The sequence below is a fragment of the Enterobacter sp. 120016 genome (genome assembly GCF_018383635.1).
Taxonomy (GTDB): domain Bacteria; phylum Pseudomonadota; class Gammaproteobacteria; order Enterobacterales; family Enterobacteriaceae; genus Enterobacter; species Enterobacter asburiae_D.
Map to the genome: position 1 here is coordinate 157538 of NZ_JAHAWC010000003.1, position 23710 is coordinate 181247.

Consider the following 23710-nt stretch of genomic DNA (forward strand, 5'->3'; position numbering starts at 1 on the left):
CTCCTTAAGCAGCGGCCAGCCAGCGGGCTAAACGCCCGGCGAATGCGGCCTGACTTTCCAGTAACTCGTCTCCCGTCACCAGCGGCGCCGGGCGTGTAATCACGATGCAGGGGATGCCCGCATCCAGACAGGGTTGAACCTTTTCCCGATAGCCGCCTTCCGCACCGGACGCTTTGGTGATCATCACGTCAGCCCGGCACTGGCGATAAAAAGCCGCGTTAAACTCAGCGCTGAAGGGCCCGCACATAGCGAAGATCTCGGTAACGCCAAAGCCAAGCCCGGCGCATTGCTCAACGACCTCCGGCACCGGCAGCACCCGAGCCAGCAGCGTTTTCTCCGGCAGCCCTGCGCGCCAGCGCGCCAGATCTTTACTGCCGGTGGTCAACAGCACGCGTTCGCCCAGCCGCCGCGCGATGTCGCAGGCCTCGTCAATTCCCGGCACGCTGTAGAGCAGCGGATGCGTCAGCTCGCTGAGCTGTTCGGGGCGCTGATAGCGGCTAAGCAGCACGCCCACCGCTTCACAGGCCGTCACGATGTTGCGGCTGACCACCTCGGCGTAGGGATGCGAGGCGTCAATCACCCAGCGGGTCCCGTTTTCCGCAAGCCAGTCAACCATCTGCTGCGGCTCCAGGCGGCCACAGCGCACCCGGCCGTTAATGTCGCCCGCCAGCCGCTGCCCGGTGGGCGTCGCCACCGACAGGGTGTAGGCCACGCCCGCCGCATCCAGCTGCTGACAGATCGCGCGGGCGTCGCTGGTGCCGCCCATGACCAGCACGTCGCCATAGTTCACAGCACATAGCCCCGGGGCGTGATCATCAGCCCCTCCTGCACATAGGTGGCCTTATTTCCGACGATCACCAGGCTTGTCATATCGACCGGCTCAAAGTCCATGTCGCCCAGCGTGGTCAGCCACTTCTCCTGCTTTTTACGCCCGGCAGACTTCACTACCCCTACCGGCGTTTGCGGGCTTTTGCTGGCGGACAGCAGCTCAAACGCCCGCGCCAGATGGCCCTCGCGACCCCGGCTGCGCGGGTTATAGAAGCAGATGACAAAGTCCGCCTCTCCTGCGGCGACAATGCGTTTTTCGATGACCGGCCACGGCGTCAGCAGATCGCTCAGGCTGATGTGGCAAAAATCGTGCATCAGCGGCGCGCCAAGCAGAGACGCAGCGGCGATACTGGCCGTCATCCCGGGGATCAGGCGAACCTCAACGTCCAGCTTCTGCCTGCTGACCAGCTCCAGCACCAGCCCCGCCATCCCATAAATACCGGCGTCGCCGCTGCTGATAAGCGCGACGTTATGCCCGGCCTGCGCCAGCTCGATCGCCACCTGACAGCGTTCAATCTCTTTGCACATGCCGGTTTTGATCACCTGTTTGTCGCCGGTGAAGGCCTTCACCAGATGGGTGTAGGTTTTGTAGCCAACGATGATTTCTGCCGCCTGCAGCGCGTCTACGGCTTCCATGGTCATCATGGCCTGCGAGCCAGGGCCGATTCCAATTACGGTTAACATCAGTGTGAAACTCCCAAAGTGATAGTGACGCCCTGTTCGCGCAGGGTTTCTCCTCGTAGCTGCCCATGGCTCAGCAGCCACGCTGCCGGTCCCGAGACGCTCCCCACCCCAACCGTCTGGCGTACAAACGGTGAAGCCGGAAAGCGATGTTCGTGCTCACGCAGCGCGTCAGCGGTAAAGGTTTCAAACGGCACGCCCCAGCAGGCGGCAAGCTGAAGCAGGCCCGCCTCGTCTTTTTTAAGGGAGACGCTGCCAATCGCTTTCAGCGCCAGCGGATCGAACTGCTGCGCTTCAAGCTGACGCGCCAGGAGGGTCGCCAGCAGCGGAAACGGCGTGTCGCGTCGACAGCCGATGCCCGCCACGACCCGCTGAGGGACCAGCTTCCAGTGCGGCAGCGGCAGTTCCGGCAGCGCGTTGCGCAGCGTGATACACACCAGCACATCCAGTTCCGGGCGGTGCTGCAGGTCGCTCACGGTAATAAACCCGCGCCGATCGCACCGGCTGACGTCGTCGTCGAGTTCCGCATCCCACCACAGCCCTACCCGCTGGTGGCTCACCAGCATCTGGTTGACGATTTTTACCGACGTTCGGAAATCGCTCATTCGGGCACCCAGCTGGAAGGCAAGGGTATCCAGCGCGGCCATCTCGTTGACGTCCGTGGCGGTGGTAATCACCGGGTCCGCCCCCAGCATCCCCGCCAGATAGCGGGTCAGCGCATTCGCTCCGCCAGCATGGCCGGAAAGCAGGCTAATCACGTGCTGCCCGCGCTCGTCGATCACCACCACCGCCGGGTCGCTCAGCTTGTCGTGGATGAGCGGTGCCAGGACGCGCACCGCAATGCCGGTGGCGCCGATAAAAACCAGCGCCGAATAGTGCGTGAACGCCTCGCGAACCGCCGCGGCAAAGCCGCCGTCGAAGGAGACAAAACCCTCTTCCTGCAGGCGCTCGCTGGTAAAGCAGGTGACCGGCAGCATCGCCGCCAGGCGCTTCGCCAGCCGCACGCCGCCCGGCGTCAGGCAAAACAGCGCGATGGACTCAGGCTTTACGGTATTCATGGCTAAAATCCGCGGCATAGAGTTTCGAGTAGTGATACTCCTCGCCCAGGAACTTCCCGACCAGAATGAGCGCCGTTTTGCGGATCCCCGCCTCGCGTACTTTGTCGGCGATATCCGCCAGCGTGCCGCGTACGGTGTGGCTTTCCGGCCAGGTCGCTTTATAAATGACGGCAACGGGCGTGGTGGCCGGATAACCGCCCTCAATCAGGCGTTCCGCCACCCGGTGAATACGCTGGACCGAGAGATAAATCGCCATTGAGGTCTGATGGCTGGCAAATGACTCCAGCTGTTCACGCTCCGGCACCGGCGTGCGGCCTTCGAGGCGGGTAATAATCAGGCTCTGTGAGACTTCAGGCACGGTGTATTCCACCCCAAGCTCCGCCGCGGCGCCGAGGAAGGCGCTGACGCCGGGCACCACCTGCCAGGCGATGCCGCGTTTGTTCAACTCTTCGCCCTGCTCGCGGACGGAGCCGTAGAGCGAGACATCCCCGGTCTGCAAACGTACCACCGTTTTTCCGGCCTTCACGCCCGCCGCCATCAGGTCAATTATCTGTTCTAAATGGAGTTCCGCGCTGTCGTGGCATTCGGCCCCCTGCGGGCAATACGCCAGCAGTTCGGTATTGATCAGCGAACCGGCATAGATAACCACCTGCGCCTGCTGCAGCAGCCGGTAGCCCTTAAGCGTGATGAGCTCACGGTCGCCGGGACCTGCTCCGACAAACCACACGCAACGGGAATCAAACGTCTCAGACATGGTGTTCTTCCTTCTGACAGGCGATAACAAAAACGGGATTATTCGGTTTGAAATAGTGGCCGCTGCCGAGCGGGGTCAGCGCGGAGACCTGCATTTGCAGGCAATCAATGCCCTGGACGCCGACCTGCTGCAGATGGGCCAGCGCGGTATGGAGGTTTTCCTGCAGGATAAACGTCATCACCAGACGTCCGCCCGGATGTAGCTGGCGCAGGGACCAGTCAATAAGCGAGGTCAGATGGCCGCCGCTGCCGCCCATGAATACCGCATCGGCCTTATCCGCCACCGGCAACGGCGCGACGCCGGGCAAAATAGCGATATTGCGACAGGCAAAATGCTGGCGATTTTCCGCAAGCAGCTGCAGAGCCGCAGGGTTACGCTCAATGGCCGTCACCCGCAGCGAGGGAAACAGCAGCGCCGCCTCTATCGACACGCTCCCGGTCCCCGCGCCGACGTCAATCAGGTGGCTGGCGCGGTGCAGCTCGAGCTTCGTGAGGGCCAGCGCGCGTACCGCCTCTTTGGTCATCGGCACCGTTTCGCCGCGCAGAAACAGTTCATCTTTCATCGAGGATCACCACCGCATTCATCTCATAGTCGGCACTGACCTCGCTGACGGGCAGCCAGTGGATCCGTTCGTTTTCCATCGCCAGGTTTTCACCAATCACCATCCAGCGATGGCCCTTACCGCGTGCCGCCAGCTGCGCGGCAATCTCTTTCGGCCCGCACCGGCTGTCGGTGACCATCGCCACTTTGCGATGCCGCGCCAGCTCGTCCACATTAACGCTGCGGCCATGGCTGCTGGTGAGCCACATCTCATTCATATCAATACCCGCCTGCGCGCACAGGTACTGCACCGCGCTGATGCCGGGAATAATGCGCACGCGCGCAATACCGAAATGCGCCACCATCCGCGATCCGATGCCGTAAAAGAGCGGATCGCCGGAGGCCACAATCACCACCTTGTTCTCCTGACGCGCCTCAACCCAGGCCAGCAGCGCCGGAATGTTGGCGCCCAGGACAAACGTCTCGCCGCAAAACCCCGGGAACTGCAGCAGATGGCGTTTTCCGCCGACCAGCGCATCGGCGCGATCGATGGCTTCACGCGCAGCGGGCGTCATCAGGCGCAATCCCGCAGGCCCCATTCCCACGACCGTTAACATTGCAGCTCCCGGGCAATCGCTTCGACCGGGCGGTTGCTGCCCAGCACCTGGTTATCAAAGGAAAACAGAATGGCGTCGCAGGTCGGCGGATTTTTGGTAAAGCGCAGCCTCTGCATTACGCGCATGCAGATCCGTTCGGCAAGGTGGCAGTAAAGCGCCTGAAAACCGTAGATTTCGATGTGCTCCATCGCCGCTTCGGTGGTATCGCACTCGCTGACGACGGTGAGTAATTCCAACGGCGCGCCGAGCAGCGCCAGATGCGCCACCAGCGTTTCCATGCGCGCATCGGCGATATGGCTGTGGGTGTGGAAAATCCCGGCGGCAATTTTGATGAGCTTGCCGGGATGGCCGACCAGCACTATCTGGCGAAACCCCAGCCGCACCGCCTCTTCGATCATGTAGCCGACAAAGTTGCTCATGGTGACCACGACATCTTCATCGATGCCCATCTGCTCGCGCACAAAGCGTTCGCCATGATTGCCCGGCACCAGCACGACCCGCTCCAGCCCGGCCGCGCGTTTAATCTCCAGCTCCAGAGAAAGCGAGCGTTTCCAGCTCTCCTCTGACATCGGCGTGACAATCCCGGTGGTGCCGATGATTGAAATACCGCCCAGGATGCCGAGGCGTGAGTTGTAGGTTTTCTGCGCCCGCTCTTCACCTTCAGGCGCGAAGATTTCAACGTCGGCCCCGCGCGTCGGGCCAATCGCCTCGCGCACGGCGGACTCAATGGTGTGACGCGGCGTGCGGTTGATCGCCGCGCTGCCGATGGGCAGGCCAATGCCTTTGCGCGTCACGGTCCCCACGCCCTCGCCGCCCGCCAGCGTAATCTCGCCGCTGTCGTTGAGCGTCACGCGGGCGAAAATCAGCATGCCGTGGGTGGCGTCGACGTCATCACCGCCGTCTTTGCGGATGGCTGCAATCGCCTGCTGCCCTTCGATGTGCGGCGATTCCACGTTCAGACACAGCGTGACGCCGGAGGGGGTCACAATGGAGACCTGATGAATGAGGTGCTGGCGCAGCACCATCAGCGCGGCGACTTTCGCCGCCGCGGTCGCGCAGGAACCGGTGGTGTAGCCTTTACGTAATGCCTTCCCGTTATGCCATACCGGGGCATCGAAGGTGGACTCGCTCATCGCGCCCCCTGCAGGTAGTAGAGCATGGCGTTCACAATCGCCGCCGCCACATTGCTGCCGCCTTTGCGCCCGAGTGCCGCAATCGCGGGCAGATGGCTGTGCGTCAGCGCCTCTTTCGATTCCGCCGCCCCCACAAACCCCACCGGAACGCCCACCACGCCGCTGACGGCAACGTCATGCTCAAGCAGGCGAAACAGCGCCGTGGGCGCGTTGCCAAAGACAAAGATCTTCTCGCTCTCTTCCGTCACCGCGATATCAACGGCCGCCATCGAGCGGGTGATTCCCTGGGCTTTTGCCTGCGCCACTACCCGCGGGTCGCTGATATAGCAGCGACACTCGCCCCCGAACGTGGCCAGCAGCGTTTTGTTGATCCCGGAGAGCGCCATCGTGGTATCGGTGTAGATAACGGACGGGCGACGGAGCGCCGCGCAAAGCTGCTCCAGCGCGTCATCTGAAAACCAGAGAATATCCAGCCAGTCGAAATCTGCGGTGGTATGGATCACCCGTTTGACGATCGCCTCGTGCAGCGGGCTGGCGAACCGGTATGCTGGCCGCGTTTCGCGAATGATTTCGCCAATGATGTCGAAACTTTTGGCTTCAATCGCCTGGGGTTGCTGGATGTATTGCATTGTCTTTTGTCCTCAGGCCGCGCCAGCCATCAGCCAGCGTGCTGCGATAAACAGCGCCAGCGCCAGGGTGGAGGAAACCCACATCAGTCGAATGGTTCGGGAAATGTCGTCTACCGCAATCGGGCGCAGCGCGTCGCCGATCCACGGCTTTTCCACGCGCTGGCCAAAATAGGTGTTAGGTCCGCCAAGCCGGATGCCCAGCGCACCGGCAACCGTCGCTTCTGCCCACGCGCAGTTGGGGCTGCTGTGGTTGTAGCGGTCGCGCCAGCCGACGCGCAGCGCGCGGGAGGGTTCCTCGCGGCATAGCCACGCCGCAGCGCTCAGCAAGAGCCAGCTCAGGCGCGCGGGGATAGAGTTCGCCACGTCATCCATACGGGCGCTGACCATGCCGATTGCGCGGTATTTTTCGTGCCTGTAGCCCACCATTGAATCGAGGGTATTTACCGCCTTATAGGCCATCGCCAGCGGCGCGCCGCCCAGCAGGAGGAAGAACAGCGGAGCGATAACGCCGTCGACCGTGTTCTCCGCGACGGTCTCCACCACCGCCCGGTTGATCTGTTCCGGCTGAAGCTGAGAGGTATCGCGCCCCACTATCCATGAGAGCTTTTCGCGGCTTTCATCAAGGTCGCCCGCCCGCAGAGGGCGTTCAACGTCCCGCGCGGCGTTGGCCAGGCTGCGCCCGGCCAGCACGGTAAACATCATCCACACCTCAATCGCCCAGCCCAGCCAGGGATGAACCCACCGTCCGAGCGCCAGCACGCCCCAGGCCATGCCCCAGGTCAGCCCCACTACCGCCAGCCACATGACGCCGCCGCCAACGCGTAACGCCGCGTCGCTATGGCAGCAGCGGCGAATACCCCGCTGCACCGTATCGATCAGGCTGCCAATCCAGCGCACCGGATGCGGCCAGCGCTGCGGGTCGCCGATAATGACATCGAGCAGCCACGCGACGCACCATGCCAGCAGGGTCATAACGCCCCCCTCGCCGCCGTCAGCCAGCGGCTGAGCATCAGGGGCCGTTGGGCAAAGTGGAGGTGCAGGTAACTCGCGAACGTGTTGCCAACCTGCCAGCCGCCCGCCCATTCCTGCATCGTCACGCCATCGCGCACTTTGCGGCACGCCAGCACCGCGGGGGTTTGCGGGGTGAAGTCGGAATAGTGAAATTCATGCCCGCGCAGCACCTCCCCGCTATCGGCCAGCAGCGTGGGCTGGCGCGCCTGCGCCTCACAGTAGCCAAAACGGGTCAGCCGTTTACCCATTCTGCTGTGGCCGGGGATAATATTGGCCATCCGGTGGGTAACCCCTTCGCTATCCTCCAGCGTGCTGCCGAGGTACATCAGCCCACCACATTCGGCGTAGATCGCCACGCCGCGCCGGTGCGCCTCCCGCAGGCTGGCGAGCATCGATGTATTTTCCGCAAGCCGTGCCGCATGCAGCTCCGGGTAACCGCCCCCGAGCCAGACCATCTGGCAGTCAGGTAAACGACTATCGCGCAGCGGGCTAAAGCGGACAATGTCGACCCCGGTACGTTCGAGCAGCGTGATGTTATCCGGGTAATAGAAGCTGAAGGCGTCGTCATCGGCCATCGCGAGCGTTAACCCGCGCCCGGCGTCCCCGTCAGGAAGCGCGGGCCAGCCGCCCTGCGGCAGCGACGCCATCTGGCTGAGCGCGAGAAGTTGCCCGATATCCAGCGTACGTTCGAGAATGGCGGCAAAATTTTGCCAGGTCTGCGGGTCCGAGACCGACTCCCGGGCGGTGACCAACCCAAGATGGCGCTCGGGCAAACCGACGCCCTCAACGTGCGGCACATAGCCCAGCACGGGTACCGCGCAGTAGTGTTCAATGGCCGTTTTGAGCAGCTGATAATGCGATTCGCTGTTGACGCGATTAACAATCACCCCGGCAATATTGAGGGTGGGATCGAATCGCTGAAAGCCCATTACGGTAGCGGCAATCGACGTAGAAACCGCCTTGCCGTCCACCAGCAGAATCACCGGACAGCCCAGCTGTTTCGCCATCGCGGCGGTGCTGCAATAGTTCGGATCGGTGCCGTAGCCGTCGTACAGCCCCATCACGCCTTCAATAACCGCGATATCCGCCTGCTGCATATGCTCGCAAAACAGCGCGTTGAGTATCGGTTCAGGAAGCATGAAGCTGTCGAGGTTGCGGGAGGAGGTACCGCTGACGTTGGTATGCCAGCCGGTATCAAGATAGTCAGGGCCCACTTTGTACGGCTGGACGCGAAGCCCATGCTGTTTTAACAGGCTCAACAGGCCCAGCGTCACCGTGGTTTTACCACAACCGCTTCCGGTACCTGCCAGAACAAACGCGTGCTGCATTGCCGCCATGACCCCGATCCTGTCCAGGGTGGTAGGGAGGTATAGATACACGTCGTCCCAGTCTTTCGACTGTATGATGCATCAGTACAACCCACTTCCCACCGAAGTTGTTGAACGTTCCCGACAGGCAGGTCTTCTGGCTTAGCGTCCTCCTCGCCCGTCCTTCCCAATCTTGCGATCAGTGGTCATTACGGGGTCGTCAGCATCACAGCAGCGGGGGCTGCGGGGGATTGTCACCCCCTTCCCTACCACAAATGTGGCAAACCTGTCGGCTTACATTATGAGAAAGAGTATGTTCTCAAAACAGCAATGCTATTTACGGCGTTTCAATTCACCTTAGGCAAATACTTAACCGCAAATGAAAACCATGCTGAGTAAAACGTGGCGTCAGAATAATTGGCGCCCTTCTCAATAACTCAACGTTTTATCACAAAAAATAAAAAGCAAAGATAATTACGCTTAAAATCTCAATATTTATTGCGCTACGACAAGTTATTGCACCACTTGATATTTTTTCATTTTATCGTGATAAAAATTCATCAGGATATTAAAGTCTGGCAATAACATAATATTGCCATTCATCGCAGGGCCGTGTGGTTTAATTGATGCATTACGCGTTCAGCAGGATCGCAGAATAATATGTAGGGTATCCAGGGAGGAATTTGCGGTATATCAAGGTAAGAGGAATATCCTCATGACACTATGCTCCAGAAATTGCTGACCAGAAAGGTGGAAAGGTGGCTGTTGCGCAATGCCCCGCGTCGTGCGGTGAGCTTATCCAGGGCTGGATTTTGGGCAGTGAGAAGCTGGTCTCCTGCCCTGTCGAATGGTACAGCACCGTTGAGGTGAGCCACGGCTCACCCGTGGCGGATGAACGCCCGCTGTCGCGCGCGATGGTCGAGCGGTTACTGCAGCACTGGCACTATCCGGCGCAGCTAGGCCAGGATATCCGCATTGACGTGCATTCAACCATCCCGGTTGCCAAAGGGATGGCCAGCAGCACCGCAGATATTGCCGCCACCGCCGTCGCTACCGCCCGTCATCTGGGGCGTCAGCTCGACGAAAGCACGCTGGCAGCGCTCTGCGTTTCGCTCGAACCCACCGACAGTACCGTGTTTCGCCAGTTGACCCTTTTCGATCATAACGACGCCTCCACGCAGATTGCCTGCGACGCCCAGCCCGATCTCGACCTGCTTGTTCTCGAAAGTCCGCAAACGCTGCGCACGGCAGACTACCACCGCATTCCGCGTCAGGCGGGGCTACAGGCCGGTGCGCCAGCGCTGAAACGCGCGTGGGAAAAAGTCCAGGAGTCCTGTATCACGCAAAACCCTTACCGGCTGGGCGAAGCGGCAACCCTCAGCGCCATCGCCAGCCAAAGGCTGTTGCCTAAACCGGATTTTGACGCACTGCTCGCACTGGTGGAGGAGTGCGGTATTTACGGGGTGAACGTAGCGCACAGCGGCAGCGTCGTGGGGCTGATGCTCGACAGAAATAAAGACGATGTCGATTATGTGAAATGGCTGCTGGCGAAAAAACAGCTCACCCGCCACTGGCCTCAACAACACCTGCTGCGGATGGTAAAAGGTGGCGTGACGCTACTCTGACAGCAGCCTGTGCTGAATGAGCCACTCGACCTGCTGCTTAACCTCCTGCTCGTGCTCCTGCGCTAGAGCCTGCTGCAGCGGAACATGCCGGAAGAACGCGTCCCAAAATGCACGCTTGCGCTCCCGGTCACCGCATGCGCCATTAATCCTTTCACGAAGCGCCCCCGCCAGCCGCACGCTTTCCCGCATGCCCGCAGGAAGATGGTCTGCGACATGCGCTTTGAGGATCTTGCTGTAGACCGGCGCGTTGCCCCCGCAGCTCAGCGCAATAATGACCGGCGAACGGTCAATGACGGCCGGTGAGATAAAGGTGGCAGCCGAAGGGTCGTCGGTGACATTGCAAAAGATACGCTCCGCGCTGGCGGCCCCTGCGACCTGACGGTTCACCTGCCGATCGCTGGTTGCAGCAATGACCAGCCAGCATGACTGCAGATACTGCGGCGAAAACGTTGCCGGGAACCACTCGATGTCACCGCTCGCGTGCAGGCTGGCGAGTTCCGGCGTCAGGCTGGGCGCAACCAGGCGCAGCACCGCCCCGGCGGCCAGCAGCCCCTTTGCCTTATGCGTCGCCACCTGCCCGCCACCGACGATCAGGCAGCGTTTCCCCTTCAGGTTGCAAAATATCGGGAAATAGTCCATCGCCCTAGCCTTGTAAAACGTGAGTCAGCGCGTCAATAAACCGGCGGTTCTCCGCTTCGGTACGCACGGCAATCCGGTAGTAGTCGCCATCGAGCCCCGGATAGTTTTCGCAGTGGCGAATAAGGATGTGATGGCCGAGCAGCGCCGCCTTCAGGTCGAAACCCTGACGCAGGCAGCGGAAGAAAATAAAGTTGGCCTGCGGCTCCCAGACCGCCAGCGAGGAAAAGCGCGTCATCGCCTGCCACAGGAAATCCCGCTCCCGGGCGATAAAGGCGTGGCTGCGCGCAATATAGTCCTCATCCAGCAGCAAATGTTGCCCCACAAGCGCCGAGAAGGCATTCACGGACCAGGGCTCGCGGGTGCGTTTCAGCTGGCGAATAGTTTGCGTATTTCCGCTCAGCAGATACCCGAGGCGCAGCCCGGGAATAGCAAAAAACTTGGTCAGGGAACGCAGCAGATAAAGATAGCGTGACTCCGCCAGCCGCGGTGCCAGCGTGGAGCCCTGCGGCAGAAAATCGATGAACGCTTCATCCACAATCAGCGCAATCTGCAGCGCTTCGCACAGCGAGGCCAGCCGGTCGAGAAGATCGGCATCAGGCATGAGTCCGGTAGGGTTGTTTGGCGTCGCGATGAACAGGCAATCGGGCCTGTGCGCGCCAACGGCGTCCAGTAAAGAAGCATCCACCTGGAACCCGTTCTGCTCGCTCAGCGCATAGTCGATTATCTCGCAACCCTGCTGCTGTAATGCCCGGCGATATTCGGCAAACCCCGGCACCAGCAGCATCGCCCGGCGAGGGGCAAGCGTTCGCACCAGGCCGTAGATCAGCTCCGTTTCGCCATTCCCGGCAATCGTCTGGTCATAGTCACACCGGCTGGCGCTGGCCAGCGCCTGATGAAGATGGCGGTATTCAACGTCCGGGTACTGCATGATGATATCCAGATGGGACACAATGAGCGACCTGACGCGCTCGGGCAGCCCTAGCGGATTGATGTTCGCGCTAAAGTCCAACAGCAGCTCGGGATCGATCCCCAACTGCAGCCCCGTTTCCAGAACGTTACCACCATGCTCACTCATTCGTTTCACTCGTCCATTTCAAAATGTCAGGATAACATCAGACCACAACCTGATTCAGCGCGAGATGTGATGCGGTAAACGCCAGTATCTCCTGCAGGTTGACGACCTCACCGATGACGATAAGCGCCGGAGCATGCAGTTTTTGACGTTCAACCTCGAGGTGGATATCGGTCAGCGTGCCTTTGGCGATCTGCTGACGAGGCTGGCTGGCATACATCACCACCGCCACCGGCGTCCCGGCGGACATGCCTCCCTCGATAAGCTGCTGGCAGATTTCCGCCAGCCGGGTCATACCCATCAGAACGATCAGCGTTCCGTTGATTTGCGCCAGAGCATGCCAGTTTTGCGGGTCGTTTCCCTGGCACATATGGCCGGTCACAATATGAAAGCTGGAGGCGTAATGACGGTGCGTGACCGGGATCCCGGCATAGGCCAGTCCGCCAATCGCGGAACTGATCCCCGGCACAATTTCGAACGTCAGGCCGTCTTTCGCCAGCTGCTCGGCCTCTTCGCCCCCGCGGCCAAAAACGTAGGGGTCTCCGCCTTTCAGACGCACCACCTGTCGCCCTTCCCCGACATGCTTGACCAGCAGGGCATTGATTTGTTCCTGAGGGACCGGATGATGGCTTGGGGTTTTACCGACATCAATAATCAGACAGCCTGCCGGAGCCTGGGCCAGTAGTTCAGGGTTAACCAGGCGATCGTGAACAATCACCTCCGCATGGCGGATACAGTGCAGACCTTTTACCGTAATTAAAGACGCATCGCCAGGCCCTGCCCCTACAAGCCAAACCTTCCCTTTACTCATCGTTATATCCTCAGATTAAATATTTTAAGACGCAAGAAAGCGGATAATTAAAATTAGCGCTGAATTATACATCCCCTCCACGCGTCAAAAATTTGATGTATTTATCACTCTTTCTTAATTTTACGAATGGCGTTTATGACCAATATCAATAAAACAGTGAATACCGCCTTTCCTCTGCCATTACGCCATTATTGCTTTGGTCATTATGCTTAAAAAAACATATTAACCACTATCAACAATAAAACAGGCGCGCGATCACAAATATTACAATGGTTTTGTCAGCGACGTTTACAGATAAATATCAAGCCTAAAATGAATAGCTCACAACCAATTGATATAAAACACTTTTAAATGTTACGCCATTACCATCGTCATTTTTGGAAGGATTTTTTGAAAATAGATCAATTGCTTCCCTTTCGTCTTCAAAACACACTCCAACACCATTGACCGACCCAATGTACATTAACCGTTTTTAATACCCTTTTTATTTTCACTATCAGCCCTACAGAGGATTACCCATGAAGAAATCAACACTTGTTATTGGCGTCATTGGTGCTGACTGCCATGCGGTAGGCAATAAAGTTCTGGACCGCGTTTTTACTTCCCATGATTTTCACGTCATCAATCTTGGCGTGATGGTGAGCCAGGATGAATATATTGATGCGGCCATCGAAACGGGTGCTGATGCTATTGTCGTTTCATCCATCTACGGCCATGGCGACATCGACTGCCTGGGGCTGCGCGAGCGCTGCATCGAACGCGGTATCGGCGACATTCTGCTTTATGTTGGCGGTAATCTGGTCGTAGGCAAGCACGACTTCGCCGATGTCGAAGCCAAATTCAAAGAGATGGGTTTCAACCGCGTGTTCGCCCCGAGCCACGACCTGGAAGACGTCTGTCAGCTGATGGCGAACGATATACAGCAGCGTCAGCGCGTTGAAGAGCTCTGTCTTGAAGAGGGCTTCTGATGCAAATCGTCTCAGTCGACATTGGCTCGACGTGGACCAAAGCCGCGCTCTTCACGCCGGAGGGTGATGCGCTAACGCTGGTCAACCACGTTCTGACCCCGACGACGACCCACCATCTGGCGGAGGGCTTCTTTACCAGCCTGAACCAGGTGCTAAACGTTGCCGATGCGCGACCGCTGCTTAACAGCGGGGACGTTACGCTGAAATACTCGTCGTCGGCAAAAGGCGGGCTCGCCGTTGCCGCAATGGGTCTGGTGCCGTCGATAACCCTGGAATCAGCCAAAGTCACCGCCCATTCAGCGGGCGCCAAAATCGCCCAGTACTACTCCTACAAGCTGAACCGTCACGATATCCAGGCTCTGGAGGACTCCCCGCCGGACATTCTGCTGTTCACGGGCGGTACGGACGGCGGCGAAGAGAGCCACGGACTGGCCAATGCCCGCGCGCTGGCAGCGTCAAACCTGGATTGCGCCATTATCTACGCGGGAAATCGCGATATTCAGGACGACGTGCAGGCCATTCTTGGTCACAAGGATCTGATCGTGGTCGACAACGTTTTGCCTGACCTCGATCACCCGAATCCCTATGCCGCCCGCAAAGCCATCTGCGATGTTTTTCTCTCCCGCATCGTGAAGGGGAAAGGACTGGACGTTATCGTCGGGGAAACCGGCGAAGAGCCGATGCCCACGCCGTGGACCGTCTACGAGCTGGTGAAGGCGATCAGCGATGTCGACAGCGCGTGGAAAGAATTCATGCTGATCGACATGGGCGGTGCCACCACCGACGTCTACTCCGCCAGCGCCAATATGCTCTCCCCGGATACCGTTCTGCACGGCGTGCCCGAGCCGTTTGTGAAACGCACCGTAGAGGGCGACCTCGGCATGCGCGTCTCGGCGGTGGTGGTCGGCGAAAGTACGCAGGAACTGGTGAACGCGGTGTTTGCCCATCAGCCCCAGCGCAGGGACGCGTTTTATGGCTATCTGCGCCATCTGGTCGCGCATCCGGACTATCTCCCTGTTACCGAAGAAGAAAAGCATTTCGACACGCTGCTGGCCGGGCTGTGCGTGGGGTACGCCAGCGAGCGCCATGCCGGCACCAAAAAACAGGTCTGCACCTGCGTAGGCAACGTCGATTTGCAGATGGGGCGCGATCTGACCACCGTGCGCAAGGTGGTGGGCTCCGGGGGATGGCTCTCCCGCGCCAGCCAGTTCGATATTCACCGCTGGCTGAAGTACCGCGAGCTGGACGACAGCAGCAGGCGCGTGCTTTTACCCGGGCAGTTTGACTATTACCGCGATGCAAAAGGTCTGCTTCCTCTGCTGGCGAACGTTGCCAGGCTGGACCCGCAGGCGGCGGCTCGCACCAGTATTCATTGTTTAACCCTATAAAACCTAAGGCAGCAACGAATGGAACTTCGAAATAAAAAGCTAACCCATGACGAATTCATGACTGAGCGGCAACAGGTCTTGCAGACCTGGCACACCGGCAAGGACGTTGAGAACTTCGAAGATGGCGTGAAGTACCAGCAAACCATTCCTGAACAAAAACGCTTTTCTCACGCCCTGCTGAAGGCGGACCAGGAAGGTAAAACCCTGAGCCAGCCGCGCGCAGGCGTAGCGCTGATGGATGAACATATCGCCCTGCTCAAAACGCTGCAGGAAGATTGTGATTTGCTGCCCAGCACCATCGATGCCTATACCCGTCTGAATCGCTATGAAGAGGCGGCGGTAGGGATCCAAAAATCCATCGAAGCGGGCACCTCCAAGCTTAACGGCTTACCGGTCGTCAACCACGGCGTCGCCGCCTGCCGCCGCATGACGGAAGCGCTGGAGAAACCGATTCAGGTACGTCACGGCACGCCGGATGCGCGCCTGCTGGCGGAGATCGCGATGGCCAGCGGCTTTACCAGCTATGAGGGCGGCGGTATCTCCTACAACATTCCGTACGCTAAGCGCGTCACTCTGGAAAAATCCATCCGCGACTGGCAGTACTGCGACCGCCTGATGGGCCTGTACGAAGAGAACGGCATTCGCATTAACCGTGAACCGTTTGGCCCGCTGACCGGCACCCTGATCCCGCCGTTTGTGTCCCACTCGGTGGCGATTATCGAAGGCCTGCTGGCGCTGGAACAGGGCGTGAAGTCAATTACCGTTGGCTACGGCCAGGTCGGTAGCCTGACGCAGGATATCGCCGCGATTCAGGCCCTGCGCGAGCTGTCCCACGAATATTTCCATAACCACGGCTTTGACGATTACGAGCTGAGTACCGTCTTCCACCAGTGGATGGGCGGCTTCCCGGAAGATGAGTCGAAAGCGTTTGCCATTATCTCCTGGGGCGCAGCGGTTGCCGGTATGTCCGGGGCGACCAAAGTGATCACCAAGAGCCCGCACGAAGCGTTCGGCATTCCGACCGCCGCCGCAAATGCCCAGGGGCTGAAGGCCTCGCGTCAGATGCTCAACATGGTCAGCGATCAGAAATTCCCGCCGTGCGCCGCCGTCGAGCAGGAAGTCGAGCTCATTAAGAGCGAAGTCCGCGCCGTGCTGAAGAAAGTCTTCGAGCTGGGCAACGGCGACGTCGCGCGCGGGACGGTGCTGGCGTTTGAAGCCGGCGTGCTGGACGTACCGTTCGCCCCCGCCTCCTGCAACGCGGGCAAAATCCTGCCGGTTCGTGATAACGCCGGCGCCATTCGCGTGCTGGAAGCCGGTGCGGTTCCGCTGCCGAAAGATATTCTCGCCCTGCATCACGATTACGTCGCCGAGCGCGCGCGTTTTGAAGGCCGTAAACCCTCATTCCAGATGGTTGTTGATGACATCAACGCGGTATCCCACAGTAAATTAATAGGAAGACCATAATGAAAATTAAGCAGGCCCTTTTCACCGCAGGCTACTCCTCATTCTATTTCGACGATCAGCAGGCCATCAAAAACGGTGCTGGGCATGACGGGTTCATCTATACCGGCAATCCGGTAACGCCCGGGTTTACGTCCGTTCGTCAGGCGGGTGAATGCGTCTCCGTACAGCTGATTCTGGAAAACGGCGCGGTGGCGGTGGGCGATTGTGCAGCCGTGCAATATTCAGGCGCGGGCGGTCGCGATCCGCTGTTCCTGGCTGAACACTTCATTCCGTTCCTCAACGATCACATCAAGCCGCTGCTGGAAGGCCGTGAGGTTGACCGGTTCCTGACGAACGCCCGCTTCTTTGACGAACTGCGTATAGACGGCCATCTGCTGCATACCGCCGTACGCTATGGCCTGTCGCAGGCGCTGCTCGACGCGGCGGCGCTGGCGACCGGCCGTCTGAAAACGGAAGTGGTGTGTGATGAATGGCAGCTGCCGTGCGTCCCGGAGGCCATTCCGTTATTTGGGCAGAGCGGCGACGACCGCTATATCGCCGTCGACAAGATGATCCTCAAAGGCGTTGACGTGCTGCCGCACGCGCTTATCAACAACGTGGAGGAGAAGCTGGGCCTGAAGGGGGAAAAACTGCGTGAGTATGTGCGCTGGTTATCCGACCGCATCTTAAGCCTGCGCACCAGCCCGCGCTATCGCCCGACGCTGCACATCGACGTGTACGGCACCATCGGTTTGATTTTCGATATGGACCCGGTACGCTGCGCCGCCTATATCGCCAGCCTCGAAAAAGAGGCCCAGGGCCTGCCGCTGTACATCGAGGGGCCGGTGGATGCGGGCAACAAGCCGGATCAGATCCGCCTGCTGACCGCCATCACCCACGAGCTGATGCGTCTGGGTTCCGGCGTGAAAATCGTTGCCGATGAGTGGTGTAACACCTATCAGGACATTGTGGACTTCACCGATGCGGGAAGCTGCCACATGGTGCAGATTAAAACCCCGGATCTGGGCGGTATTCACAACATCGTTGATGCGGTGCTGTATTGCAACAAACACGGCATGGAAGCCTATCAGGGCGGGACCTGTAACGAGACGGAAATCAGCGCCCGCACCTGCGTGCACGTGGCCCTCGCCGCTCGCCCGATGCGCATGCTGATCAAACCGGGCATGGGCTTCGATGAAGGTCTTAATATCGTGTTTAACGAAATGAACCGCACCATCGCACTGTTGCAGACTAAGGATTAACAGATGGCACGTACATTTAAGATCTTATCGCCAACGGCTATCCTGGGCTATGGCTTCCCGGAAGAGAGCTTTCGTAAGGCCATGGAAGCGTCGCCGGATCTTATTGCTGTCGACGCGGGCTCTTCCGACCCTGGCCCCCACTACCTGGGGGCAGGTAAGCCTTTCACCGACCGGGCGGGGGTAAAACGCGATCTGCGCTATATGATCGTGGCCGGCGTTAAGCACAACATTCCGGTGGTGATCGGTACCGCCGGTGGGTCCGGCGCCGCGCCGCATCTGGAGTGGTGCCGACAGATAATCCTTGAGATTGCTCAGGAAGAGAAGCTCTCGTTCTCTATGGCGCTGATCCCGTCGGATGTTGATAAAGCCACCGTGCATCAGGCGCTGGATAACGGGAAAATCACCGCCCTGGATTTCGTCCCGGCGCTGACCCACGAGGCCATCGAAGAGAGCACCTATATCGTGGCGCAGATGGGTATCGAACCTTTCCAGCGGGCGCTGGCGGCCGGGGCGCAGGTGGTGCTGGGCGGACGAGCGTACGATCCGGCCTGCTTTGCCGCGCTGCCCATCATGCAGGGCTTCGATGAAGGCCTGGCGCTGCACTGCGGTAAGATCCTGGAGTGCGCGGCGATTGCCGCTACGCCGGGGTCCGGCTCCGACTGCGCGATGGGCATCATTGACGATAACGGCTTTACGCTGAAAACGTTTAATCCGAAGCGTAAATTCACCGAAACGTCGGCCGCGGCGCACACTCTGTATGAGAAATCCGACCCGTACTTCCTGCCGGGGCCGGGCGGCGTGCTGAACCTGAAAGGGTGCAGCTTCAAAGCGGTCAACGAGGGCGAAGTGTACGTCAGCGGTTCCCGCCACGAAGAAACGCCGTATGCGCTGAAGCTGGAAGGCGCCCGCCGGGTCGGCTTCCGCTGCCTGACCATTGCCGGTACGCGCGACCCGATCATGATTGCCGGGATCGATAATATCCTCGAAGAAGTGCAGGCCAGCGTGAAGCGCAACCTCTCGCTGAATGACGACAGCATCCGCATGACGTTCCACCTGTACGGAAAGAATGGCGTGATGGGCAACCATGAGCCGATGCAGTCCGCCGGGCACGAGCTGGGGATTTTGCTGGATGTCGTAGCCCCCACCCAGGATATCGCCAACAGCGTCTGTTCGCTGGTGCGCTCTACCCTGCTGCACTACGGCTATGAAAACCGGATCGCAACGGCGGGCAACCTCGCGTTCCCGTTCTCCCCTTCCGACATTCAGAGCGGCCCGGTGTATGAGTTCTCAATCTACCACCTGATCGAAGCGAGCGACGCGCTGCGTTTTGATTTCCACCTCGAGCAGGTCACGCCAGAAGGAGTTCAGCTATGAAACACGGTATTTGCTCACTGGCGCAGGTCATTCGTTCTAAAAACGCCGGACCGTATGAGCTGGTTCTGGATATTTTATTTAAAACGCGTGAAGACTATCAGCGGGTAAAAGCCTCGGAGCAATTAACGCCGCAGCTTATTGCCCGTTTATATAACGTTAAGCCTGACTTTATTCATCGCATTATCTGGTTCGACCCGGCCAATGCGGTCAAAATCGTCATGCCTCGCGATATTATCTCCGGCAACGTCGGCGACAATGATGTCTATGGTGCCCAGCAGCATGCACCGTTATTAAGTATCGAGTTCGATCTGTAACACTACAAATACAACAACGTCCATTGGGATATAGATATTTGCTGTATCACTGTATTCCAGATAATTCATGCGGTTGGTCACAACAAACGTGCGTCTGAGCGGTTCGCCAGGGCTCAGGCGCACGCGACCCTACACATTAACCAACCTTTATCCGATGGAGTAAACATGAAAAAAATAAGCTTAACGAAAATGATCATATTAGGTTTGATACTCGGCATGATAGCCGGGGTGGTCATTAATAATATGGCATCAGCAGATACAGCAAAATCGTACGCACAGGATATTTCTATTTTCACCACCATATTCTTACGCATGGTGAAAATGATTATCGCCCCGCTGGTGATTTCCACCCTGGTGGTTGGCATAGCCAAAATGGGTGATGCTAAAACGCTTGGGCGTATATTCTCCAAAACCTTTTTCCTCTTTATTTGCGCCTCGCTGCTGTCCATCGCGCTGGGGCTGGTTATCGTCAACATCTTCCAGCCTGGCGCAGGCATTAACTTTGTTCCCCATGACGCCGGGGCCGTTGCGGCCGTTCAGTCCGAGCCGTTCACGCTGAAAGTGTTTATCTCTCACGCGGTACCGACCAGCATCGTTGATGCCATGGCCCGCAACGAGATTTTGCAAATCGTGGTGTTCTCGATTTTCCTCGGCTGCAGCCTGGCGGCCATTGGCGAGAAAGCCGAACCCATCATTAAGGTGCTCGACTCTCTGGTGCACGTGATGCTGAAGCTGACGGGCTACGTCATGCTGTTTGCACCGCTGACCGTCTTTGCCGCGATCTCCGGGCTGATTGCCGAACGGGGTCTGGGCGTGATGGTCAGCGCCGGTATTTTCATGGGCGAGTTCTACATGACGCTCGGCCTGCTTTGGGCGATTCTGATTGGCCTCTCCACGCTGATTGTCGGTCCGTGCATCAGTCGTCTGACAAAAGCGATTTTCGAACCTGCGCTGCTGGCCTTTACGACCTCAAGTTCAGAAGCGGCTTTCCCGGGCACGCTTAACAAACTGGAAAAATTCGGCGTCTCCTCAAGAATTGCCAGCTTTGTCCTGCCCATCGGCTACTCCTTTAACCTGGTCGGCTCAATGGCCTACTGCTCGTTTGCGACCGTGTTTATCGCCCAGGCGTGCAACATCGAGCTGAGCATTGGCGAGCAGATCACCATGCTGCTGATCCTGATGCTGACCTCTAAAGGAATGGCGGGCGTGCCGCGCGCATCGATGGTGGTTATTGCCGCCACGCTCAACCAGTTCAACATTCCGGAAGCGGGCCTGATTCTGCTGATGGGCGTCGATCCGTTCCTCGACATGGGCCGCTCCGCCACCAATGTAATGAGTAACGCGATGGGTGCCGCTATCGTCGGTCGCTGGGAAGGCGAGCACTTCGGCGTCGGCTGCCGCGGCAAGGTTCCGGCCAAAGAGAGCACCGCTTCAGAAACTGAAATCGCCATGTATTGATTACAAAGGCCAACCGTCGTTGGCCTTTCGTCTTCCGATGACAGGATAGCCCCATGAAGATAAACATTTTCGGCGTCAGCCTCTTATCCGTGAGCCTGTTGTTTAGCGCCGCCGCGCTGGCGCAACCCGCGCCGGACTACGCGCAGCTGCTTGAGCAGGCTCACCAAAAATTCAAAGGTAATCATGAGGGGAAGGTCGCCGACTACATCCCTGCCCTGGCGACCTATAGCCCCGACAATTTCGCCATCACTCTCGCCACGGTCGACGGCAACATTTACCAGGTTGGCGACGTGAAAAAAGCGTTTCCAATGGAGTCGCTGAGCAAAGTTTTCACCCTGGCGCTGGCGATGGAGCAGCGCGGTCCGCAGGAGGTGCTGGATAAACTCGGCGCCAGCGCAACCGGTCTGCCCTTCAACTCCGGCTTAGCCATTGAGCTGACCAAAGGTGCGCCGGAAAACCCGCTGGTGAACGCGGGGGCGATGAGCACGGTAAGCCTGATTGAGGCGAAAGATAAGACCGACCGCTGGAACACGATCCTCAATAACCTGAACGCGTGGGCCGATGCCTCGCTGACCGTCAACGAGCCGGTGTTCAAATCAGAAATGGAGACCAATCAGCATAACCAGGCGCTGGCGATGCTGATGGCGTCCTACAACAGCTTTTATGGCGATACCCGGGAAGCTGTTGAAATCTACACCCGCCAGTGTTCCGTAGACATCACCGTTGAGCAGCTCGCCAAAATGGGCGCGGTGCTGGCGAACAAGGGCAAATCGCCTTTCAACGGTAAGCAGCTGCTGAATGAACGCTACGTGCCGCAGGTTCTGGCGGAAATGGCGATTGCCGGGCTGTACGACGGCAGCGGCAAATGGCTGTACACCGTTGGGATCCCGGCGAAGAGCGGCGTCGGCGGCGGCATGGTTGCCATCGTGCCCGGTCAATACGCCATCGCGGTCTACTCGCCGCCGCTGGACGCCGCCGGGAATAGCGTTCGCGCCCAGCAGACGATTGCGTATGTCGCCGGGGCGACGCAGGCCAACCTCTTTTTAGCCCATTGATCCTAATAGCCTGTGATTTTGTCAGCCGGGCGCGGCAGCTGCGCCAGCGCCCGGCAAAAACAACCACAAAGTGAGAAGTACTATGTCTAAACCATTTGTCTGGCAGGACCTGTTTGTTCAGAGTAACGATACGACGGAATATGAACTCCTCAGCACGCAGCACGTTACGGTGACGGAGCTAGAGGGCGAGGAGGTCATTAAGGTGGCGCCTGAGGCATTGACCCTGCTGGCCCAGCAGGCCTTTTATGAAGCCTCATTTTTCCTGCGCGCCGGACATTTAACGCAGATAGCCAGCATCCTGCACGACCCGCAGGCCAGCAGTAACGATAAATATGTCGCCCTGCAGCTGCTGCGCAACGCCGAAGTATCGGCAAAAGGCGTCCTGCCAAACTGTCAGGATACCGGCACGGCCACCGTTGTGGCGAGCAAAGGCCAGCACGTCTGGACCGGCGGGGATGACGCCGAAGCGCTGAGCAGGGGGATTTACGCCACCTTTAGCGAGTGTAACCTGCGCTACTCGCAAAACGCACCGCTGGACATGTACACCGAGGTCAACACCCAAACCAACCTGCCGGCGCAGATAGACATCAGCGCCACGCCGGGGAGCGAATATCGCTTCCTGTTTGTCAATAAAGGCGGCGGATCGGCTAACAAAGCCGCGCTGTTCCAGGAAACGAAATCTATTCTGCAGCCGGATAAACTTACCGCGTTCCTGATCGAGAAGATGAAGTCGCTCGGTACGGCGGCCTGTCCACCGTATCACATTGCCTTTGTGGTCGGCGGCCTCTCTGCCGACCAGGCGCTGAAGGTGGCGAAGCTGGCCTCCACAAAATATTATGACAACCTGCCCACCAGCGGGAACGAGCTGGGCCAGGCGTTCCGCGATACGGCGCTGGAAGCCACGCTGCTCAACGCCAGCCGCGAATTCGGCATCGGCGCCCAGTTCGGCGGCAAGTACTTCGCGCACGATATTCGCGTCATCCGCCTGCCGCGTCACGGCGGCTCCTGCCCTGTCGCCATGGCGCTCTCCTGCTCAGCCGACCGCAATATCAAAGCGAAAATCAACAGGCACGGTATCTGGCTGGAGAAGCTGGAGCATAACCCAGGGAAATATATCCCGGAGGCCAGCCGTGATGCAAACGACGCCCGAGCCGTACAGATCAACCTGAACCGCCCGCTGCGCGAGATCCTGCGCGATATGTCCGCCCTGCCGATCGGCACCCGGCTGTCGTTAAGCGGCCCGATCGTGGTCGCCCGCGATATTGTCCACGCAAAAATCAAAGCGCGGCTGGATAACGGTGAACCGATGCCGGAGTACATGAAAAACCATATCGTCTATTACGCCGGTCCGGCGAAAACGCCGGAGAATCAGGCCTGCGGCTCCCTCGGTCCAACCACCGGCGGGCGCATGGACGGCTACGTCGATGCTTTCCAGGCCGCGGGCGGAAGCCTGATCATGCTTTCCAAAGGCAACCGCAGCCAGCAGGTCACCGATGCCTGCCATAAGCACGGCGGCTTCAACCTCGGCAGCATCGGCGGTGCGGCGGCGCTGCTGGCGCAGCAGTATGTGAAAAGCCTGCGCTGCCTTGAGTATCCCGAACTGGGCATGGAGGCGGTGTGGATGATGGAGGTCGAAAATCTGCCCGCCTTTGTGCTGGTGGACGACAAAGGGAATAATTTCTTCAGCCAGTTTGAGCAGCAGCATCGCTGCGCATCCTGCCCTGCCGGACATTAAGGAGCGAC

Annotated in this window: 23 protein-coding genes and 1 riboswitch; of the genes, 10 read left to right on the plus strand and 13 right to left on the minus strand. The window is 59.0% G+C overall.

The window, feature by feature from the left end; all coding sequences use genetic code 11:
- Nucleotides 1–4: 4 nt before the first annotated feature.
- Genes KIF87_RS07125 through KIF87_RS07170 form a run of 10 tightly spaced genes read right to left on the minus strand, consistent with a single transcriptional unit; the run spans nucleotide 5 to nucleotide 8588 of the window.
- Nucleotides 5–790: a cobalt-precorrin-6A reductase gene (locus KIF87_RS07125; protein ID WP_213328324.1), complete on the minus strand. Its 786-nt coding sequence runs from the start codon at nucleotides 788–790 to the stop codon at nucleotides 5–7.
- The gene (locus KIF87_RS07130) at nucleotides 787–1512 is read right to left on the minus strand and encodes a precorrin-3B C(17)-methyltransferase (protein WP_213328325.1); all 726 of its coding nucleotides are present in this window, start codon (nucleotides 1510–1512) and stop codon (nucleotides 787–789) included. Before KIF87_RS07130 ends, KIF87_RS07125 begins: the two co-directional genes overlap by 4 nt.
- Entirely contained in the window at nucleotides 1512–2567 is a 1056-nt protein-coding gene (gene cbiG / locus KIF87_RS07135) for a cobalt-precorrin 5A hydrolase (protein WP_213328326.1), read from the minus strand. Before cbiG ends, KIF87_RS07130 begins: the two co-directional genes overlap by 1 nt.
- On the minus strand, nucleotides 2548–3321 hold the full coding sequence (locus tag KIF87_RS07140; RefSeq protein ID WP_213328327.1) for a cobalt-precorrin-4 methyltransferase: 774 nt from the start codon (nucleotides 3319–3321) through the stop codon (nucleotides 2548–2550). The genes cbiG and KIF87_RS07140 overlap by 20 nt, the downstream gene beginning before the upstream one ends.
- On the minus strand, nucleotides 3314–3883 hold the full coding sequence (locus tag KIF87_RS07145) for a decarboxylating cobalt-precorrin-6B (C(15))-methyltransferase (protein ID WP_213328328.1): 570 nt from the start codon (nucleotides 3881–3883) through the stop codon (nucleotides 3314–3316). The genes KIF87_RS07140 and KIF87_RS07145 overlap by 8 nt, the downstream gene beginning before the upstream one ends.
- Nucleotides 3873–4478: a cobalt-precorrin-7 (C(5))-methyltransferase gene (locus tag KIF87_RS07150; protein WP_213328329.1), complete on the minus strand. Its 606-nt coding sequence runs from the start codon at nucleotides 4476–4478 to the stop codon at nucleotides 3873–3875. Before KIF87_RS07150 ends, KIF87_RS07145 begins: the two co-directional genes overlap by 11 nt.
- Entirely contained in the window at nucleotides 4472–5611 is a 1140-nt protein-coding gene (gene cbiD, locus KIF87_RS07155; RefSeq protein WP_213328330.1) for a cobalt-precorrin-5B (C(1))-methyltransferase CbiD, read from the minus strand. The genes KIF87_RS07150 and cbiD overlap by 7 nt, the downstream gene beginning before the upstream one ends.
- Entirely contained in the window at nucleotides 5608–6240 is a 633-nt protein-coding gene (locus KIF87_RS07160; RefSeq protein WP_213328331.1) for a cobalt-precorrin-8 methylmutase, read from the minus strand. The genes cbiD and KIF87_RS07160 overlap by 4 nt, the downstream gene beginning before the upstream one ends.
- A gap of 12 nt (nucleotides 6241–6252) precedes the next feature.
- The gene (cbiB, locus tag KIF87_RS07165) at nucleotides 6253–7212 is read right to left on the minus strand and encodes an adenosylcobinamide-phosphate synthase CbiB (protein ID WP_213328332.1); all 960 of its coding nucleotides are present in this window, start codon (nucleotides 7210–7212) and stop codon (nucleotides 6253–6255) included.
- On the minus strand, nucleotides 7209–8588 hold the full coding sequence (locus KIF87_RS07170; RefSeq protein WP_213328333.1) for a cobyrinic acid a,c-diamide synthase CobB: 1380 nt from the start codon (nucleotides 8586–8588) through the stop codon (nucleotides 7209–7211). Before KIF87_RS07170 ends, cbiB begins: the two co-directional genes overlap by 4 nt.
- 100 nt (nucleotides 8589–8688) lie before the next feature.
- Nucleotides 8689–8863, minus strand: a riboswitch (cobalamin riboswitch).
- Between the two features lie 453 nt (nucleotides 8864–9316).
- Between KIF87_RS07170 and KIF87_RS07175 the strand changes: the two genes are divergently transcribed.
- Nucleotides 9317–10183 (plus strand): GHMP family kinase ATP-binding protein, encoded by an 867-nt coding sequence (locus KIF87_RS07175; RefSeq protein WP_213328334.1) that lies wholly within the window; start codon nucleotides 9317–9319, stop codon nucleotides 10181–10183.
- On the opposite strand, the gene KIF87_RS07180 is transcribed toward KIF87_RS07175, so the two are convergent.
- The 3 genes from KIF87_RS07180 to cobA are packed head-to-tail and all read right to left on the minus strand — an operon-like array spanning nucleotide 10175 to nucleotide 12705.
- Nucleotides 10175–10822, minus strand: coding sequence for a precorrin-2 dehydrogenase/sirohydrochlorin ferrochelatase family protein (locus KIF87_RS07180; RefSeq protein WP_213328335.1), 648 nt, complete (start codon nucleotides 10820–10822; stop codon nucleotides 10175–10177). The two genes, KIF87_RS07175 and KIF87_RS07180, sit on opposite strands and share 9 nt — an antisense overlap.
- A gap of 4 nt (nucleotides 10823–10826) precedes the next feature.
- A complete protein-coding gene (gene cobD, locus KIF87_RS07185) occupies nucleotides 10827–11897 on the minus strand; it encodes a threonine-phosphate decarboxylase CobD (RefSeq protein WP_213328336.1) in 1071 nt (356 codons plus the stop codon).
- 37 nt (nucleotides 11898–11934) lie between these two features.
- Nucleotides 11935–12705: a uroporphyrinogen-III C-methyltransferase gene (cobA, locus tag KIF87_RS07190; protein WP_213328337.1), complete on the minus strand. Its 771-nt coding sequence runs from the start codon at nucleotides 12703–12705 to the stop codon at nucleotides 11935–11937.
- A gap of 518 nt (nucleotides 12706–13223) precedes the next feature.
- Here cobA and glmS point away from each other — a divergent pair.
- From glmS to KIF87_RS07235, 9 genes are all read left to right on the plus strand, one after another.
- A complete protein-coding gene (gene glmS, locus KIF87_RS07195) occupies nucleotides 13224–13673 on the plus strand; it encodes a methylaspartate mutase subunit S (RefSeq protein ID WP_121425791.1) in 450 nt (149 codons plus the stop codon).
- A complete protein-coding gene (glmL, locus tag KIF87_RS07200; protein WP_213328338.1) occupies nucleotides 13673–15061 on the plus strand; it encodes a methylaspartate mutase accessory protein GlmL in 1389 nt (462 codons plus the stop codon). The genes glmS and glmL overlap by 1 nt, the downstream gene beginning before the upstream one ends.
- 18 nt (nucleotides 15062–15079) lie before the next feature.
- Entirely contained in the window at nucleotides 15080–16525 is a 1446-nt protein-coding gene (locus KIF87_RS07205; protein ID WP_028019186.1) for a methylaspartate mutase subunit E, read from the plus strand.
- On the plus strand, nucleotides 16525–17766 hold the full coding sequence (locus KIF87_RS07210) for a methylaspartate ammonia-lyase (RefSeq protein ID WP_213328339.1): 1242 nt from the start codon (nucleotides 16525–16527) through the stop codon (nucleotides 17764–17766). The genes KIF87_RS07205 and KIF87_RS07210 overlap by 1 nt, the downstream gene beginning before the upstream one ends.
- 3 nt (nucleotides 17767–17769) lie before the next feature.
- Nucleotides 17770–19140, plus strand: coding sequence for an acyclic terpene utilization AtuA family protein (locus KIF87_RS07215; RefSeq protein WP_213328340.1), 1371 nt, complete (start codon nucleotides 17770–17772; stop codon nucleotides 19138–19140).
- Nucleotides 19137–19454 carry a DUF4387 domain-containing protein gene (locus KIF87_RS07220; RefSeq protein ID WP_121425786.1) on the plus strand — a complete coding sequence of 106 codons (318 nt, stop codon included), beginning with the start codon at nucleotides 19137–19139 and terminating at the stop codon, nucleotides 19452–19454. Before KIF87_RS07215 ends, KIF87_RS07220 begins: the two co-directional genes overlap by 4 nt.
- Nucleotides 19455–19619: 165 nt before the next feature.
- Nucleotides 19620–20912 carry a dicarboxylate/amino acid:cation symporter gene (locus tag KIF87_RS07225; protein ID WP_213328341.1) on the plus strand — a complete coding sequence of 431 codons (1293 nt, stop codon included), beginning with the start codon at nucleotides 19620–19622 and terminating at the stop codon, nucleotides 20910–20912.
- A 53-nt stretch (nucleotides 20913–20965) separates the two neighbouring features.
- The gene (glsA, locus tag KIF87_RS07230) at nucleotides 20966–21967 is read left to right on the plus strand and encodes a glutaminase A (RefSeq protein ID WP_213328342.1); all 1002 of its coding nucleotides are present in this window, start codon (nucleotides 20966–20968) and stop codon (nucleotides 21965–21967) included.
- A gap of 82 nt (nucleotides 21968–22049) precedes the next feature.
- Complete coding sequence (locus KIF87_RS07235) at nucleotides 22050–23702, plus strand: class I fumarate hydratase (protein WP_213328343.1); 1653 nt, start codon at nucleotides 22050–22052, stop codon at nucleotides 23700–23702.
- Nucleotides 23703–23710 lie beyond the last annotated feature (8 nt).